This window comes from Clostridium sp. D33t1_170424_F3 (genome assembly GCF_015667585.1).
Taxonomy (GTDB): Bacteria; Bacillota; Clostridia; order Oscillospirales; family Acutalibacteraceae; genus Anaeromassilibacillus.
In genome coordinates this window covers 81725-97081 of the sequence record NZ_JADPEG010000014.1, presented here as the reverse complement: position 1 = coordinate 97081, position 15357 = coordinate 81725, and the positions used below count along the sequence as shown (strand labels likewise).

The 15357-nt window shown below is 52.5% G+C and carries 20 protein-coding genes; 8 read left to right on the top strand and 12 right to left on the bottom strand.

Annotated elements, in window-relative coordinates; translation table 11 throughout:
* Window positions 1-22 precede the first annotated feature (22 nt).
* Window positions 23-229 carry a helix-turn-helix transcriptional regulator gene (locus I4V53_RS10605; protein WP_195985667.1) on the bottom strand — a complete coding sequence of 69 codons (207 nt, stop codon included), beginning with the start codon at window positions 227-229 and terminating at the stop codon, window positions 23-25.
* A 124-nt stretch (window positions 230-353) separates the two neighbouring features.
* On the opposite strand from I4V53_RS10605, the gene I4V53_RS10600 reads away from it, so the two are divergent.
* On the top strand, window positions 354-659 hold the full coding sequence (locus I4V53_RS10600; protein WP_195985666.1) for a hypothetical protein: 306 nt from the start codon (window positions 354-356) through the stop codon (window positions 657-659).
* Between the two features lie 201 nt (window positions 660-860).
* On the opposite strand, the gene I4V53_RS10595 is transcribed toward I4V53_RS10600, so the two are convergent.
* The 4 genes from I4V53_RS10595 to I4V53_RS10580 form a co-directional block, all read right to left on the bottom strand.
* The gene (locus I4V53_RS10595) at window positions 861-1145 is read right to left on the bottom strand and encodes a Txe/YoeB family addiction module toxin (protein WP_353616510.1); all 285 of its coding nucleotides are present in this window, start codon (window positions 1143-1145) and stop codon (window positions 861-863) included.
* Window positions 1123-1371: a type II toxin-antitoxin system Phd/YefM family antitoxin gene (locus I4V53_RS10590; RefSeq protein ID WP_195985665.1), complete on the bottom strand. Its 249-nt coding sequence runs from the start codon at window positions 1369-1371 to the stop codon at window positions 1123-1125. Before I4V53_RS10590 ends, I4V53_RS10595 begins: the two co-directional genes overlap by 23 nt.
* A gap of 1144 nt (window positions 1372-2515) precedes the next feature.
* Window positions 2516-3601: a tRNA 2-thiouridine(34) synthase MnmA gene (gene mnmA / locus I4V53_RS10585; protein ID WP_195985664.1), complete on the bottom strand. Its 1086-nt coding sequence runs from the start codon at window positions 3599-3601 to the stop codon at window positions 2516-2518.
* The gene (locus I4V53_RS10580; RefSeq protein WP_195985663.1) at window positions 3598-4173 is read right to left on the bottom strand and encodes a hypothetical protein; all 576 of its coding nucleotides are present in this window, start codon (window positions 4171-4173) and stop codon (window positions 3598-3600) included. The genes mnmA and I4V53_RS10580 overlap by 4 nt, the downstream gene beginning before the upstream one ends.
* A gap of 335 nt (window positions 4174-4508) precedes the next feature.
* On the opposite strand from I4V53_RS10580, the gene I4V53_RS10575 reads away from it, so the two are divergent.
* Window positions 4509-5162: a CpXC domain-containing protein gene (locus I4V53_RS10575; RefSeq protein ID WP_195985662.1), complete on the top strand. Its 654-nt coding sequence runs from the start codon at window positions 4509-4511 to the stop codon at window positions 5160-5162.
* A 24-nt stretch (window positions 5163-5186) separates the two neighbouring features.
* Entirely contained in the window at window positions 5187-7040 is a 1854-nt protein-coding gene (asnB, locus tag I4V53_RS10570; RefSeq protein ID WP_195985661.1) for an asparagine synthase (glutamine-hydrolyzing), read from the top strand.
* A 487-nt stretch (window positions 7041-7527) separates the two neighbouring features.
* Here the strand turns inward: asnB and I4V53_RS10565 are convergent, their stop codons facing one another.
* The 3 genes from I4V53_RS10565 to I4V53_RS10555 all read right to left on the bottom strand — a co-directional run bounded on the left by I4V53_RS10565 (window position 7528) and on the right by I4V53_RS10555 (window position 9539).
* Window positions 7528-7758, bottom strand: a complete 231-nt coding sequence (locus I4V53_RS10565; RefSeq protein ID WP_195985660.1) for a helix-turn-helix domain-containing protein — start codon at window positions 7756-7758, stop codon at window positions 7528-7530.
* A 129-nt stretch (window positions 7759-7887) separates the two neighbouring features.
* Window positions 7888-9015, bottom strand: coding sequence for a hypothetical protein (locus tag I4V53_RS10560; RefSeq protein ID WP_195985659.1), 1128 nt, complete (start codon window positions 9013-9015; stop codon window positions 7888-7890).
* A 137-nt stretch (window positions 9016-9152) separates the two neighbouring features.
* On the bottom strand, window positions 9153-9539 hold the full coding sequence (locus I4V53_RS10555) for a thioesterase family protein (protein WP_195985658.1): 387 nt from the start codon (window positions 9537-9539) through the stop codon (window positions 9153-9155).
* Between the two features lie 130 nt (window positions 9540-9669).
* Between I4V53_RS10555 and I4V53_RS10550 the strand changes: the two genes are divergently transcribed.
* From I4V53_RS10550 to I4V53_RS10535, 4 genes are all read left to right on the top strand, one after another.
* Window positions 9670-10434 carry a heparan-alpha-glucosaminide N-acetyltransferase gene (locus I4V53_RS10550; RefSeq protein ID WP_195985657.1) on the top strand — a complete coding sequence of 255 codons (765 nt, stop codon included), beginning with the start codon at window positions 9670-9672 and terminating at the stop codon, window positions 10432-10434.
* Window positions 10435-10496: 62 nt separating this feature from the next.
* Window positions 10497-10928, top strand: coding sequence for a hypothetical protein (locus I4V53_RS10545; RefSeq protein ID WP_195985656.1), 432 nt, complete (start codon window positions 10497-10499; stop codon window positions 10926-10928).
* Window positions 10929-11505: 577 nt separating this feature from the next.
* A complete protein-coding gene (locus tag I4V53_RS10540) occupies window positions 11506-11709 on the top strand; it encodes a hypothetical protein (RefSeq protein ID WP_195985655.1) in 204 nt (67 codons plus the stop codon).
* Window positions 11706-12005 (top strand): RNA polymerase sigma factor, encoded by a 300-nt coding sequence (locus I4V53_RS10535; protein WP_195985654.1) that lies wholly within the window; start codon window positions 11706-11708, stop codon window positions 12003-12005. Before I4V53_RS10540 ends, I4V53_RS10535 begins: the two co-directional genes overlap by 4 nt.
* On the opposite strand, the gene I4V53_RS10530 is transcribed toward I4V53_RS10535, so the two are convergent.
* On the bottom strand, window positions 11981-12268 hold the full coding sequence (locus tag I4V53_RS10530; RefSeq protein ID WP_195985653.1) for a Smr/MutS family protein: 288 nt from the start codon (window positions 12266-12268) through the stop codon (window positions 11981-11983). The genes I4V53_RS10535 and I4V53_RS10530 overlap by 25 nt on opposite strands.
* A gap of 112 nt (window positions 12269-12380) precedes the next feature.
* On the opposite strand from I4V53_RS10530, the gene I4V53_RS10525 reads away from it, so the two are divergent.
* Window positions 12381-12650: a hypothetical protein gene (locus tag I4V53_RS10525; RefSeq protein WP_195985652.1), complete on the top strand. Its 270-nt coding sequence runs from the start codon at window positions 12381-12383 to the stop codon at window positions 12648-12650.
* On the opposite strand, the gene I4V53_RS10520 is transcribed toward I4V53_RS10525, so the two are convergent.
* The 3 genes from I4V53_RS10520 to I4V53_RS10510 all read right to left on the bottom strand — a co-directional run bounded on the left by I4V53_RS10520 (window position 12645) and on the right by I4V53_RS10510 (window position 15309).
* A complete protein-coding gene (locus tag I4V53_RS10520) occupies window positions 12645-13352 on the bottom strand; it encodes a TVP38/TMEM64 family protein (RefSeq protein WP_195985651.1) in 708 nt (235 codons plus the stop codon). The two genes, I4V53_RS10525 and I4V53_RS10520, sit on opposite strands and share 6 nt — an antisense overlap.
* Before the next feature lie 46 nt (window positions 13353-13398).
* Complete coding sequence (locus I4V53_RS10515) at window positions 13399-14010, bottom strand: GNAT family N-acetyltransferase (protein WP_195985650.1); 612 nt, start codon at window positions 14008-14010, stop codon at window positions 13399-13401.
* A gap of 231 nt (window positions 14011-14241) precedes the next feature.
* Window positions 14242-15309: an LCP family protein gene (locus I4V53_RS10510; protein WP_353616509.1), complete on the bottom strand. Its 1068-nt coding sequence runs from the start codon at window positions 15307-15309 to the stop codon at window positions 14242-14244.
* Between the last annotated feature and the right edge of the window lie 48 nt (window positions 15310-15357).

The following is a 15357-nucleotide window of genomic DNA, read 5'->3' as shown; positions in this document are numbered from 1 at the left end:
AAGATGGAACAGCGGCCCCTTTTTATTCTTCTGTCAGATCCTCATCGGGAAAGACGCGGATTTCAAGCACCTCACAAATTTTGAAAAATACTTCAATAGAAGGGCTTCGTTTCCCCTTTTCGATCTCATTTATAAAAGGCTGAGTAACGCCAACTGCCTTCGCCAATTTCACCTGGCTCAGTCCCAATGCGAGTCTTTTTCGTTTGAAAATCTCCTGATAATCGGCCATGGACGTCACCTCAAAGTAAAATAATTTCACGCAAAATATAACGTATTGTTATTGACAATCTGCCTCTATCGGTCTAAGATAAATATAACGATATGTTATATTTATTTTGCAAAGGAGCCTCTTCATGAACCTTTTAGAATGGATCGCCGGCCAATACGCTTCCTGCACGAAAGATACCAAACTGATTCGCTTTTATCATACCCAACTGATCCGACGTCTGGCCAAGCCGGACCGAATCATGGTTTTACGCATCATCGATGAAAAAGACCTGTTGATCGATCAGGCCGCAATGGAAAGCTATCAGCGCGGATTTGCGATGGGCATGGCTCTGGCGGAAGATACGGCAAACGTTTTGCGGCGATGCCCCTCTGCATGCTCCGATTCACCCACAGGCTCGCGCGGAGCCCGACAAACAGACTGCCGCCTATAGAGTCGAAATCTGATTACAATCCCCGGTTCCCAATAAACGCTGGCACGGTATCAGAATATTGGCCCACTCGTGATTTCAATCCACAGCTTCTACAGGGAAACCGACTTTTTTGCATTGCCTGCCCAGTTTATTAATCTTTTTTAATGCACAGCGCCAAGCGCTGACCATGAACCTCGTATGCGAATCTGCCTGTGTTATACCTTATTCATAATGCGTCCACATACTGTAGATGGCCACGGTTTGCTCCTCTTCATATACCTTATACACCAGTCGATGTTGCGCATTGATTCGCCGTGAATAAAACCCACTCAAATCTCCCACCAGCTTCTCATAAGGCGGTGGATTTTGCCAGGGATTCTTCTGCATGATCTCCGCCAAAGACCGCGCTTTTTTTGACAGGCCATTTTGCTTCAATTTTTGCAAATCTTTCTGCGCGCGTTTTGATAATTTGACCTCATACATTTTACCACTCCAGATCGTCGGCATTGACCATTTCCTCCAGCGGTTCTTCCGCTTCCGCGAGGATCGTTTTTGTTAAACCGGGAACCGACGCAATCTGCAGCGTTGCCATCAAGCTATTGTATTCTTCTTCGCTCATAATAATGGCATTTCCCTTTTTCGTATTCACATTGATCACATCGTTGTATGTGATCGCCTGATCGATATAACCAAACAAGTTTTTGCGCAGATTGGTTATATTTGTATTCGTCATATTGATCCCTCCCCTGTCAGTATATGTACATTATAGCGTACATATACTGATAAATCAAGGACTGCCGTTGCTTCTCGCGGGTGCGGACCGCCTCCTGCGTTTCGGTCTTAGCGTCTTGAATCTTTCAACCCACAGCGCTTTATGGGCGCTGGCTTCTTAACCAATGCGTAAAGGTCTGACTTGCAATCCGCAGGATCCATCCTATTTTGACGTCCAGCGCATGGAAAGGACGAGCCATTCCGGCATTTCAATCCACAATACCCGGCGGTATTGACTTTATTCCATCCATTTTTCCCTGTTTTGCCACGCCCGTTTTTTGTTCCGGAACCTTATCTTCATCCGTATTCCCGGCAGGCGCGCAAATCCGACAAAAACGGAGCGGCTTCAATGGTACTATCATGTAAGGAATCGCGCTGCTTACCTGCCTGAAGCAAATGGTAATAATTGACATATGCTTCCCTTACAGCTTATAATAAAAAGGAAAAGGCGATACCGTGCAGACGGCTCGTCCTTTGCGTTAGTTGAGAAATAACCGCTTCATTTGGACGTGAGGGCGGTTATTTCTTTTTTATGTGAGTGGCTACAGTCCAGACAAATGTTGCTAAACCCAGCATGACGCTGCAAAACTGATAAAGCTCTGGAAAAGTCACCTGCATCTGCCTCACTCCCTCTCTACGGAGGGAAAAGAAAGCGTCTCCCTCCAGAATCCAGAGGGACCAACCGTCCCATATCTACTATATCGCCTTTTCTTTACAAGAATACCATATTTTTACAAAATATACAATATATTCCTTGCAAAAAGATTTTAGAAACAGGATATAGGACGGTTGTCCCCTCTACAGAGAAGGAACGATCCGTTATCGCAGCTATCCGCTTCTTCTGCATTGCAGCCCAAAGGCCCGCACGGAACCTGTCCCGTGTTCGCGGCCTCATCCCAATTTCAACCCACTGGCCCCAAGGAGCCAGACGCAATCACGTCTTCATCGCCTGCACTCACATTGATGTTTCAGCCCATGGGCTTACAGGAGCCAGGCCTCACAAAGTCCGCCGCCGATTGGTTCCGCTGCAAAATGGTTAAAGTCCCCGACCGGCCTTGATACCGCCTGTCCGATAAAATCCGCCTGTTTCAAACGGAATCATGCAGTCAAACGGCCTTTGTTCCGCCCACAATCGTACCGCCGCCGAGCACCAGGTCTCCATCGTAGAAAACGACCGCCTGTCCGGGTGTGACGGAACGCTGCGCTTCGTCGAACGTCACACGGACGCGCCCATTCTCCATAGGGGAAAGCAGGGCCGGCGTCGGCTTCGCCTGATACCGGACCTTAACCTGCGCGCGAAGCGGCTCGTCCAACACATCAAACGGGATAAAATTCAAATCCTCCGCCACAAGCGTGTCCGCGTACTGGCTGCCTTCCTCGCCCAAAGTGATCCGGTTGTGTTCCGCGTCGATATGCGTCACATACATCGGCCTGCCAAAGGCGATTCCCAATCCCTTGCGCTGCCCGATGGTGTAATGGGTGATTCCCAGATGCTTCCCCAGGACGTTGCCGTCCCGGTCGACAAAGTCGCCCGCCGGGGCCTTCTTCCCGGTAAACCGCTCCAGAAAACCTGCATAGTCATTGTCCTCCACAAAGCAGATTTCCTGACTGTCCGGTTTGTGCGCGACCTGCAAACCGGCCTCCTCCGCCATCTTGCGGGCTTCCGGCTTGGTGTACGCGCCCAGCGGCATCAGGGTATGGGCCAGCTGGTCCTGTGTCATGGAGTACAGCACATAGCTCTGGTCCTTGCTGGCAGGCGCTTTTTTTAGCAGCCAGCGCTCCTGTGCATTTTGCGCAATGACCGCATAATGCCCGGTGGCAACGTAGTCAAAGCCCAGCAAACGCGCTTTTTGCAGCATCGCGTCGAATTTCAGGTGGCGGTTGCACGCAATGCACGGGTTCGGCGTGCGGCCCGCGGCGTACTGGTCCGCAAAATACTGGATGACGTCCTTTTCAAAGCGGTCCGTAAAGTTCAGCACCAGATGATCGATTCCCAGCTGGTAGCACACGCGGCGCGCGTCGTCGATGTCGTCCAGCGAACAGCAGCCGCCCGCGGCGCACTGCTGCATGTATGCATCCGGGCGCAGACGCATCGTGACCCCTGTCACATCATACCCGGCTTTTAACAATAAAAGAGCGGCGACTGAACTATCCACGCCGCCGCTCATTCCCAACATGACCTTATTGCTCATACTTCCGGTTCGTCCTCTGCCGCTTCGCCCAGAACATCCTCTTTGCCCGCCGTTACCGTGGGCGGAATCGGGTCAATCTCCTCGGACTCCTCCGCGGCAAGGCGTTCTTCCTCCGCGGCAGCCTCATCGTGCATCAGATTGATGAAGGGCTTTTCCGCGACGTCGCTTTCCTCTTCGTCCGCGGTCTCGCCGCTCTGGGCAAGCTCCTGGCGCTGTACCTCGTTCAGGTCTTCATAGTAGGGGCAGACGTCGCAGTCGTCGTTGCAGTCCGCGCAGGCGTCGTCTTCCTCTTCCGTCGGCGCGGTGATCTCGTCCAGCTTGTCAAACGCCTTGCGCATGCGGCGCTCGCTTTCCTCCACCGCCTGGCAAAGCTGTTCGGCCTGCTCGTCGTTCGCATCGCGCAGATGCTCCATATAATATTTCCCCAGCGCCACATACGCGCGCGCCGTATTCTCGCGTTCATTCTTGATTACAACCCGGAGACGGTTAATCATCGCGGTTTTCCGGTTTTTCTCCACGACATAATCAACTGCCTTGCTGACTTCACTGCCTATTACATTGAAAATATTCATACTTTCCCCTCCGGTCCGCTTAAAGCGGCTATTTACGCACCGATTTTCGGTGAATCTATATTCGTCTTTATTATACCGCAATTTTATCAAAATGAACAGTTAAAAATTTGTAGTACCTGTGGACCGGGTCCGCCTTGTTGTGCGGCGTATATGATTGTGTTATAATTACATGAACACTGAATCATGCCTGTTTGAACCGGGTATGATTGAATATCACAATGCCGCAGACGCATTTTATCAATGTTGCGGAAAAACGAAGATTTACAAACTCATCCCGCATGCATTTTTGTGGTATGATTTTCCTTTATTTATGAAAGACTAGGATGTGAACGCGCATGTCAACTGAAATCACCAAAGCGGTGAGCTGCCCCCGGTGCGGCGCGGAGGTGGAAACGCCGATGTGGCCGGGCATTAATGCCGAGGTCAACCCCAACCTGCGCACGCAGGTGCTCAAGGAAACCCTGTTCAACTGGACGTGTCCTTCCTGCCGGTACGTCGCACAGATGGCGTATCCGTGTTTGTACCACGACAAGGGCCGCAAATTCATGATCTATCTGATCCCCAACGGCAGCGCGGAGGAACTTTCCCAATTGGATGTGGACAAGACGTTTCCGCAGATCAACTGCGTGAGAAAACGCGTCGTCTCTTCTCTGGCCGGGATGAAAGAAAAAATCCTGCTGTTTGAATCCGGCATTGACGACCGCGCGGCGGAGCTGATCAAGCTGGCGCTTTCCTCCGTGGTGGAAAAGAAGGACGGCAAATCGCCGCGCGAGGGCTATTTTTCCTTCTATGACGAGGATCAAAACCGCATCGGGTTTGTGTTTTTCTTTGAGGGAAATCCACAGCCCGTTATGAAAACCACCCGCATGGACGCGTACTATAAAGCGCTGGAAATCGTGCGGGAGCTCGGCCCTCAGCAGGACGGTTTTGCCACAGTGGATAGCGCGCTGGCACAGCTGCTGCTGGAAAAGTACCAGGAAGACGAATAACTGTCATCATAGTGAGGTGTAATTATGTGTGGAATCTGCGGGTTCACGGGCGAGATCGTCGACCGTGACAGCGTAATTAAAAATATGACCGACGTCATCACCCACCGCGGGCCGGACAGCTCCGGCGTGTATGCCGGGGACGGCGTGACAATGGGCTTTCGCCGCCTCTCGATCATCGATATCAGCAGTTCGGGCGACCAGCCGATTTACAACGAGGACAAGACGCTGGCCCTCACATTCAACGGCGAGATTTACAACTATCAGGACCTGCGCAGAGAGCTGATCGAAAAGGGCCATCAGTTTTACACCCAAACCGACTCTGAGGTGCTGGTCCACGGCTTTGAGGAGTGGCAGGAAGGGCTTTTAAACCGTCTGCGCGGCATGTTCGGCTTCGCCATCTGGAACACGGTGGACCACAGCCTGTTTCTGGCGCGCGACTACTTCGGCATCAAGCCCATTCACTATACCCAGGTAGGGGACTCCTTCGTCTACGGCTCGGAGATTAAAAGCATTCTGGAGTTCCCCGGATTTGAAAAGAAATTCAATCTCCACGCGCTGGACAATTACATTTCCTTTGAATATTCCCCGCCTCCGGAGACGTTTTTCCAAAACGTCTTCTGCCTGATGCCCGCCCACTACCTCTGGTACAAGGACGGCAAGGTGACGACAGCCCGCTACTGGGAACCGCAGTTCGACGCGGACGACAGCATGACCGAGGAGCAGGCGGTGGACGCGATCGAAGCGGTCTTTGAAAACTCCGTCAGCGCGCACAAGATCAGCGACGTGGAGGTCGGCTGCTTCCTCTCCAGCGGCGTGGATTCCAGTTACGTTTCCACCTACTTCAAGGGGCAGAAAACCTTCACCGTTGGTTTCGACTACGGTGAAAAATACAATGAGATCGACTGGGCCAAAAATTTGAGCAAGGAAGTCGGTCTGGAGCACCACTATAAAGTGATTTCCGCGGAAGAATACTGGGACAGCATCCGCAAGGTACAGTACCATATGGACCAGCCGCTGGCGGACGCCTCCTGCATTGCGCTGTACTTCGTCTCCAAAATGGCGAGCGAGTACGTGAAGGTCGTGCTCTCCGGCGAGGGCGCGGACGAGCTGTTCGGCGGCTACAACATCTATCACGAGCCTGACGATCTGGCGGGATACAAGAAAGTCCCGTTGTTCCTGCGGAAATGTTTGGCCGGGATCGCAAAAGCGCTGCCGTTCCGCTTTAAGGGCAAGAGCTTCTTGATTCGAGGCGCACAGACGATTGAAGAAAGCTTCATTGGCAATTGCAGCATGTTCACCATGGAGGAAAAGCGGAAGCTGCTGATAAGCGACATTCCGATCACCCGCCCGCAGGAACTGACCAGGCCGTACTATGCGCGCGTACAGGGCAAGGACGACGTGACCAAGATGCAGTATCTGGACATCAATGTGTGGCTGGCGGGCGACATCCTGTTGAAAGCCGACCGCATGAGTATGGCGAACTCGCTGGAGCTGCGCGTGCCGTTCCTCGACAAGGAGGTCTTTAACGTGGCAGCCCGTCTGCCGCGCCGCCTGCGCGTCAACAAGGAAAACACCAAATACGCGATGCGCAAGGCCGCAATGCGCCACCTGCCGGACGCGACGGCGAAGAAAAAGAAGCTGGGCTTCCCGGTCCCGACCCGCGTCTGGCTCCGCGAGCAGAAATATTACGACATCGTCAAGGCGGCGTTCACCGGCGACACGGCAAAACAGTTCTTTAATACGGACGTTCTGGTGGACCTGCTGGACGAACATTTCAACGGCAAATGCGATCACAACCGCAAAATCTGGACAATCTATGTCTTCCTGATCTGGTACGATATTTACTTTGCAAACCCCGACGGTGTGAATTTGCAATAAGCTAAGACCCCGGCCGGGACCTCCGGTCGGGACGGCCCGCCCTTTCATGTTTCCGGGATCGGTTCCGCGCAGCTGCGGGACGGACGATACAGGCTCCCGGGCTTCCATTTCGGGACAGACGGCGCATAACCGGGCGTTGGAAACAACACAGCGTTTGCCGAGCAGAAAGAACCCATTTCCGGAACATCTTATTTTAACAGGTAACGGCTGAAACGCGTTTATCCATCTTTTTAAAGGCGGCGGTTTCCAAAGGCAGGGCACGGGCAATGTCTTTCGCGCCTGCGGCGATGGCCGTTCAAAACCTTGAGCGAGGCTTTCGCCTCAAACGAGCTTCCCGGTCGGAGGGCCTCTCTTTCTGAGAAAAGTAAGTGAACGGGTACTTTAAAAGAAACATGTAGTTTCATCAACAGAGGCTGACGCGTTTTTCTGTGCGTCAGCCCCTTATTCATTTTATGCAAATTTTAAACACAACGCCCCGCAAAGCCTCTTACCGTCGTTTCTTTTTTGCTGAATACGGCTGTTTGACGTCTGTGCGGCCCAGTAAATAGTCCACGCTGGTATGATAAAAGTCCGCGAAAAATATCAGGCTGTCCACCGGGATGCGGCGCTGCCTGCGTTCATACACAGAATACTGATTTTGCGCTACGTAAAGCAATGCGGCAATTTCCCTCTGCGTCAGATCATGGTCTTCACGTAAATCCCGTATATTCCGATACATTCCCCTCACCTCTGCAAAACAGTATAACATCGGAGTCGAGAGCTTGGCATTACCTCAAAGATGTTTGTAACTGACGCCGCATGAAAAGAGGCCGCTGCGCAATGCGCAGCGGCCTCTTCAACTTCACTTTTACGCAGCCTCGGAAGAGGAAGATTCCTCGCCGCCCTCTGAAGAGGGTGCTTCCTCTTCAGAGGAAACCGGTACGGAGGAGGATTCCTTCGGCACAAACATAGTCGGATTGTAGTCCTTGATCGCGCCTTCATTGACGGTCGCGCCCTGGTACTCGTCCGTCCACTTGTTCATTGTGTCTTTAAACTCGTCGCTCTTCATCGCGATGAGGATATTCTGGCGGTTGGTATCGTTGTCCAGCTGCTCCTGCACCTTCGCGGTGACGTCCTCTTTGACCAGCAGGATCTTATACATACCCGCGGCGTCGACCATGCGCGCCTCGCCGTTCTTCATGGAATTCAGCGCGGCGGAGAACTCCTCCGGATACGAGGACGGATTCTTTACAAAATCCTCCACGCCGGTGTTGAGCTGCTGGGTTTCCTGGCCGGAAGACGTCTGGTACGCCGTGGCGGCCTCCTGGATGGTCATCTCACCCGCGTTGATTTTATCTGCATATTCCTTGAAATCCTTGTCGACCTGCTCGACTTCATCGTCGCTCATCGCTTCGCCGGTCGTCATGTCGTACTGGGAAGCTAGCACATAGGAAAACGCCGTATAATTCTTTACAAAATAATCCTTAATATCGGCCTCCGGCACTTCCTGCGTGCCGCCCTTGTTGTAAATCGCATCGAACACCTTGCTGTACTTCGCATAATAATCGGAGTACGCCAGGTTAAAGGAGGACTGCGCCACACCGTACGTGTCCATATCCGTACCGATGTACGTCCAGTTGTTCGCCGTCTGGTTGCTGACCTGCTTGACCTCGTCCTCGGTCAGGGACAGTCCAAATTCCTTCATCTTGTCGTCGATGACCAGGATGGACTTTGTCTGGCGCAGGGCGTTGTCCTTGATCCAGGCCGCCGCGTCCTTACCCTCAATCTGCTGTTCCAGAACTGGCTTGGAGCCGTCTTCCTTCTGGCTGTCCGCCTGCTGGTACGCGGAATACAGGTTGTAGATATAGGCGCCGATCGGCACCGTCAGATTGTCATTTTTGACTGCCCAGGTCTTGTCCGTCCCGCCGCACGCGGTGGCCGTCGCCATGATCGCCAGAGCCATCACTGCGGCCAGGCACTTCTTGAGTCTTTTCATTTTACACGCTCCTTAAATCAATGGGCGTTTCATCACACCCTGAATTACGGCATTTTCAGCACATTAGACAATATTATACACCACTCGTTTCCATTTGTCCATCAAATAATCTGTCCACGGTGGTTTTTTGCCAAATTTTATGATTGCCGCGCCCGTTCTGCCGCCTTTGCCTGAAAACTTTCCTTTTTGACGCTGACGCGCGCATGTGTTCCACGCGCGATCACGCCCGCGTTGTCCTTCGCTTCCAAACGAAAATGATAGACGCGGCCCTCCACAGAGGTCAGTTCCGCTGTGGCGCTCACTTTCACCCCCACGGCAGTCGGGCAGAGGTGTTCAATCTCAATCCGGGAACCGACGGTGGTCAGGCCCTCCGCCAGATCCTCCTGCGCCAGCGCGGCGGCGGCGCCCTCCAGCATCGCGGCGACCATCGGCGTCGCCAGCACGTCCACGCTGCCGCTCCCGACAGCGGTCGCCAGCAGCGCCGGCGTCACGGTAAATTCCTTTGTGTACGTCTTTCCATTCATTGTATTTGCCTCCACTTCCTGTTATAATGGCTTACAGTTTGTTTTTACCGGTCTATTATAACAAAAAAAGCGCCTTGAAGGAAGTATTCCCTTTCGCGCGCATTTCATAATTGGAAAGGAAGATTGCCCCATGGAAGCTGCATCCCCCCGCCGCCGGATTTACTTGATGGACGAGCTGCGCGGCTTTGCCGTACTCTGCATGGTTTTTTACCACGCCTTTTATACGCTCGCGTACCTGTTTAATCTGCCAATCGGCAAAACGCTGCTGTTTTTCTTCATGCCCGCAGAGCCATGGTTTGCAGGATTGTTTATCCTGATCTCCGGCATTTCCTCCAACCTGTCGCGCTCCAACACCCGGCGCGGGCTGAAACTGGCCGCGGTCGCACTGGTTGTCACGCTGGCCACCTGGCTGGTGGTACCGGAAGAACTGATCACCTTCGGCATCCTGCATTTTCTCGCCGTCTGCATGATCGTATACGGCCTGGCGCAGCGCTTCCTGCTCCATTCGGAACGCAAATTCCAATGGCGGCCGGCCGCCGTATGCTCCGTCCTGTACCTGCTCACCCGGGAAGTCGGCTCCGGGACGCTCGGGATCGGCCCGGCCTCCGTCTTCCTTCCCGCCGCCCTGTACGCCACCGACTGGCTCGCGCCGCTGGGCTTCCACACCCATGCGTTTTATTCCGCGGACTATTTTCCGCTGCTGCCCTGGATCTTCGTCTTCTTCGCCGGGACCAGCCTGGGCCTGCTCGCCGCGGAGGGGCGCTTCCCCGAATGGACGTATCCATCCCGCGTGCCTTTTCTCTCCTGGCTGGGCCGCCACGCGCTGGTGATTTATGTGCTGCATCAGCCGGTGATCTACGGCGTTTCTCTGCTGGTCAGCAGCCTGCTTTCGTGATTTGCCGATGACAAAAAACGCATACCACGCCACCCAAAACAACAAACCGGAGGATAAAACATATGAACGAAAAGAGAAAATGGATATGGACCGATATCAAGCCAGTTCTCACCATCATCATTCTTGCCGTCTGCGCGATCCTGTTATTCTTCGGCATCAAAGAACCGGATATTCAACTGGCCGATCAACAGATCCAGATTCAAGGCATGTATGGCATGAAAATTGATTTTGCCGATGTGAAGAATCTGACTCTGATTGAAAAAAGCATGCGGGAAATCGGTATTGGCAGAAGAACCAACGGTTTTGGCGGCATTGGAAGCACACTAAAAGGGAATTTCGAATCAGCAAGTTTAGGAAAACATAAACTCTTTGTCAATGCGGATTCATCGCCCACCCTATTTATCGAGCGAAACAGCGACGTCGATCTATATATCAGTTTCAATGACAGCCAAAAAACCCGGGATTTATTTGCGGCGTTACGTGAGATCCAATAGCGGTACAAAGGTTTTTCCGTTAATACCCGCCGCAACAGCATTTGAATGGTTTCGAATACCGACGCCCACAATGATCCCGTGAAAATTATTCACGTAAAAGAGCCGGTATTATACCATATTTTTATACATAAAGACTGACAGTGTATAAACGCTTCTCCCGCAGAGAGCAGGGGTAGCGTTTATATACTGCCAAACATTCAGCATTCTGCCAATTGCGATACCGTGACCAATCAATGGTTTGCTTCCCTATGACGCTCCGGTGTAATCCGGGGCATTTTTTATATGCTAAAATAAAAAAGCCATTGAAGATTGCTCTTCAATGGCTGGAATTTACGGACCCGACTGTCAATCCTGACAGTATGCAAAGTGCATGGCGCTTATTCAAATATATCGCGCAAACTTACGATTGTTCTGTCCTGTAACTCTGTACTATAGTATACGCACTCTTTTGCATTTTGTCAAGGGGGTTTTCAAAATTTTTTGGAAACATTTGTTCACCTCAAGGTTGACATTTTTCACCCGCAGTGTTAACATAAAGATATCATATCTTATAAAGATACTATTAGGAGAACACACCATGAACTATATTGACTGGGGGACCGCCTATTTGCAGGAAGCGGAGCGATTGCGGGACCGTGTCCGCACTCTCCGGCGGGAAGCCAAACAGAAAGACGATTCCCAAACCGATGCGTACAGCGCGCGCATCGCACTGCTGTACGCCATGTATCTGGACTGCCTGCACACCGGGCGGTTTCTGATTGAGAACGGAGGAAGACGATGAGACGGAAGTCCAATTTGAGCCTCGACCTCTTCGGGGACAGGCTTGTCGCGCCGCGGAGCGGCGAAGAAGCCGATACGGAATACCGCCGGATACTGCAAACCTTACATAACGCAATCGAGGGGGAGTTGACCGAACGCCAGCGCACCTGCATCACACTGCGCTACTTTGACTGTAAAAGCGTCAACGAGGTGGCGGAAACCCTGGGTCTGACCGCGGGGACTGTGTCCAAACATATCAAAAAAGGGCGGGAACGGCTGCAGCGTGTGATGCGTTATTCGTTCACACGGTTACAATGACGGGGACGCGCCGGTACGTCCCGTATGAGCAGATGCGTTTCTCCCGGATTCAGACTGAGCAGCTTGGCCCGCACGCGCGGATGCTTCAGCCGGCGGCGCACCATTTCCTGCAGGACCTTTCCGCCATTGTACCCGTGGATGACCACGACCTCTGAAACGCCGCTTGGCAGCTTCGTCAGAAACTGCTCCAGGCGGCGTTTTGCGTCGCCCGCCGTCATGCCATGTATATTGATCTCCCTTACGTCAGCCTGGTTCTGTAGCATTCTTTTCACCCTTTATGAGAAACTTTTTCATCCCCGCTTAAACAACCGTACAAATTGTTGACAAAGAATTTGTACGGCGCTATGATGAAGAAAAAAGAGCGGAGGGATTCTCATGCTGTTATTCTGGAGATGGAAGCTTGTTTACAGCGGCGCTTCCTGTGAGGAAAGCGCCCGGCTGTGCAACGCCCTGCGGGAACATCATATTCCATATAAAAATCAGGTCAAGGCTCCCCGCGCGATCACTGCCCCTCTGCCGGGGGATTCCACCAGCCGCCAGCGGTTCAGCGGAGAACCGTCTCCGTTACAGATTCCCGCCATGTATTACGTCTACGTCCTGAAAAAGGATGCGGACAAGATTTCCCGTATCCTGTACCCGTCATGAGCGGTCTTTTTTCCGCCGGCTGACCGCCCAATAGACAAACGCGCCCACGGCGCTCAATACGATTAGTATAACCAGTATTGTAATCGCCTGTTCGTATTGTCCCTCTCCGATTGCATGGCCGCCAAAATTGCAGGCGACAATCGTGGGCAGGCGCGCAGCGGTGGAAATCAGCAGGAACCTGCCGAAGCTCTGCGGGACCAGGCCCGCGGAAAAGACAAACAGGCGCTTGGGTGTGCCGGGAATCAAAAAAATCACCCAGGTCAGCGCGTTCCGCAGCCTGGGATTGCGGAAAATCCGCAGCTTCTCCTGCCGGGAAGGCGGGAAGAACAGATTCAGCAGCTTGGCGCCCCACCGTTTGGTGATGTGGAAAATCAGCGTGGTGGACAGCAGCACCGCACACATAGTCAGCAGCGTGCCTTCCACCGGACCGAATACATAGCCGCCCACCACGGTGGTCAGCTCCAGCGGAATGGGCAGCAGGCTCTGCAGCATCTGGACGCCGATGAAGACCAACCGGCCCAGCGCGCCCCATTCTGCCAAAAAGGTCTCCATGGCCTCCGGGTTTTGCGCCATCTCCAGAAGGGGACGGCCCAGGAATACGGTAAAAGCCACAAAGAGCGCCGTCGCCGCCGCCAGAATGGCCGTGCCCAGCACTTTTTCCTGCACAGTCGTAGTCTCTTTTGTTTCTTTCCGCGGTGTCACAGGCGTTCCCCCTTCCCTGTTTTATCCATTCAACCCGAATTTGTCATTACAGCGTCTTGCTGTAAATAAAGCATTTTAATGGAACCTGTTTCTTGCCCATATCGAGGACGATATCTGTTTGACACGAGCGTTCAAAGCCTCTGTGTTCATAAAACTGGTAAGTGCAGGCGTCATCTGTAAACAGATAAATCGTTTTGCCTTTCTCTCTGCGCGCAAACTCGGAGAGCAGCGCGCTTCCAATCCCTTTGACTTTCCTATCCGGGTCAGCGGCCAAAAAGACCAGCTCCCCATCGGGTGAATGATTTTTCAGATATTCCGCAAGCATGGCCTTGTTGGTTTTATCGTATACGCCCGCACCGCCTTTAAAAAAAGCGCGCTGCAGCGCATCAAACAGTTTGACATAGCGCAGCTTCCAGAAAGACGGCTGCGTTTTCTTCTCGCCTTTCATTTCCGCGAGCAGTACGCCTGTGAATTGATCGTCCACATATGCCGCAAGCACCTGCGTGGCGCGGGTGATCTCCAAATACCAGAAATATCTTCCATAGAGGTTCAGTAAAAATTTACTGTCCAGATACCAGTTAAAATGCATCCCGGTTATCGCAAATTGAATCGCCTTTGGAACATCCGATTTTTTCAGCTCTTTTATCTCTATTTTCAAGGTAATCCTCCACAGCGTCTGTTGATCAGGTCCGCAAATTTGTTTTCTTTTATTCTAATATCGGCCTGTGCAAAAGTCAAACGTCCCTGTCTCAACATCACGCTGCCGCGTATCAACGGCTTTGTGTGTTTGGGATCTGTTTTCTTTCTTAATATTAAGTACACCGCCAAACGGAGCAATATAAAAAGGATTTGAGACCGTTTGATCTCAAATCCTTTTTCTTTTCGTTTTTTATGATTTCTCCGGCAGATCGTTTTCAAAGATGAACGCCGCCAGCGACTTGGAACACGCTTTGCGGTCCGGCACCAGCACGGAACCAACCGCCACATTGGCGTTGTAGTATTCCGTATCCCCGGGTACGCGGTGCTGTTGCATCTCATAATTCATGTAGGTTAAAGAGTTCGCCGCAAGATACAAAATTTCGTCTTTGGTCATGTTGGTTTTCACCAAGCCAAGGCATTTGTACAGCGCGTTGTTAATGGTACCGATATCCGCCGATTTAAATTTATCAACCAGGCTGGCGAGCACCTTGCGCTGGCGCTCCGTGCGCTCAAAATCGTCGCCGATCGCGCGGATGCGGGAATAGTAGTGCGCCTGCTTACCGCTGAGGTTAAACGTCCCCGCCTTCAGGTTGCGGCGCGGATCGCCGGAATACTGGTTGACCAGACGGGCCTCCGCCGCGGTGAGCGTGATCTCCACACCGCCCAGATTGTCAATGATTTCATTAAACGCCGAGTCGTTCACCAGCACAAATCGGTCAATATCCACACCGAAATTGGCTTCAATGGTAGAAACCGCCAGCGCTCCGCCCCCGCCGGCGCCGTTTTTTGAATATCCAAGCGGATACGCCGCATTAAGCTTGTTGCTGCTATAGCCGGGGATCGCCACATACATATCGCGCATGAAGCTGGTGACCTTCAGCTTTTCGTGGCGCTTGTCCACGGAAACCAGCATCATGCTGTCGCTGCGTCCCACGTCGTTCGACTGGTAATCGTCCACGCCCAGAAGCAATATATTGGTGATCGCGTCGTCGTGGTACAAGCCGCCCAGTGTACCGAGTTCGCCGAGAATCGGGTCCTCGCTGGCGGTGCTTTCCGTTGTGCTGCTGGTTTCGGAATCGGCTGGAAGCGAAATGCTCGGCAAGCTGGACAGCTTGGTATCATCAATATAGCCAATTTGTCCGAGCATAACATCCACATACACACAGCCGACGCCGCCGATCAGCATGATCACGCTCAGGACCAGCACGGCAATGTTGCGGATCAGACGCATTCTCTTTTGTTTGGTCGTTTGGTTCACAATATCATTCCTTAGATCGCGGCCCGAAGGCCGTTGATAAATTCACGT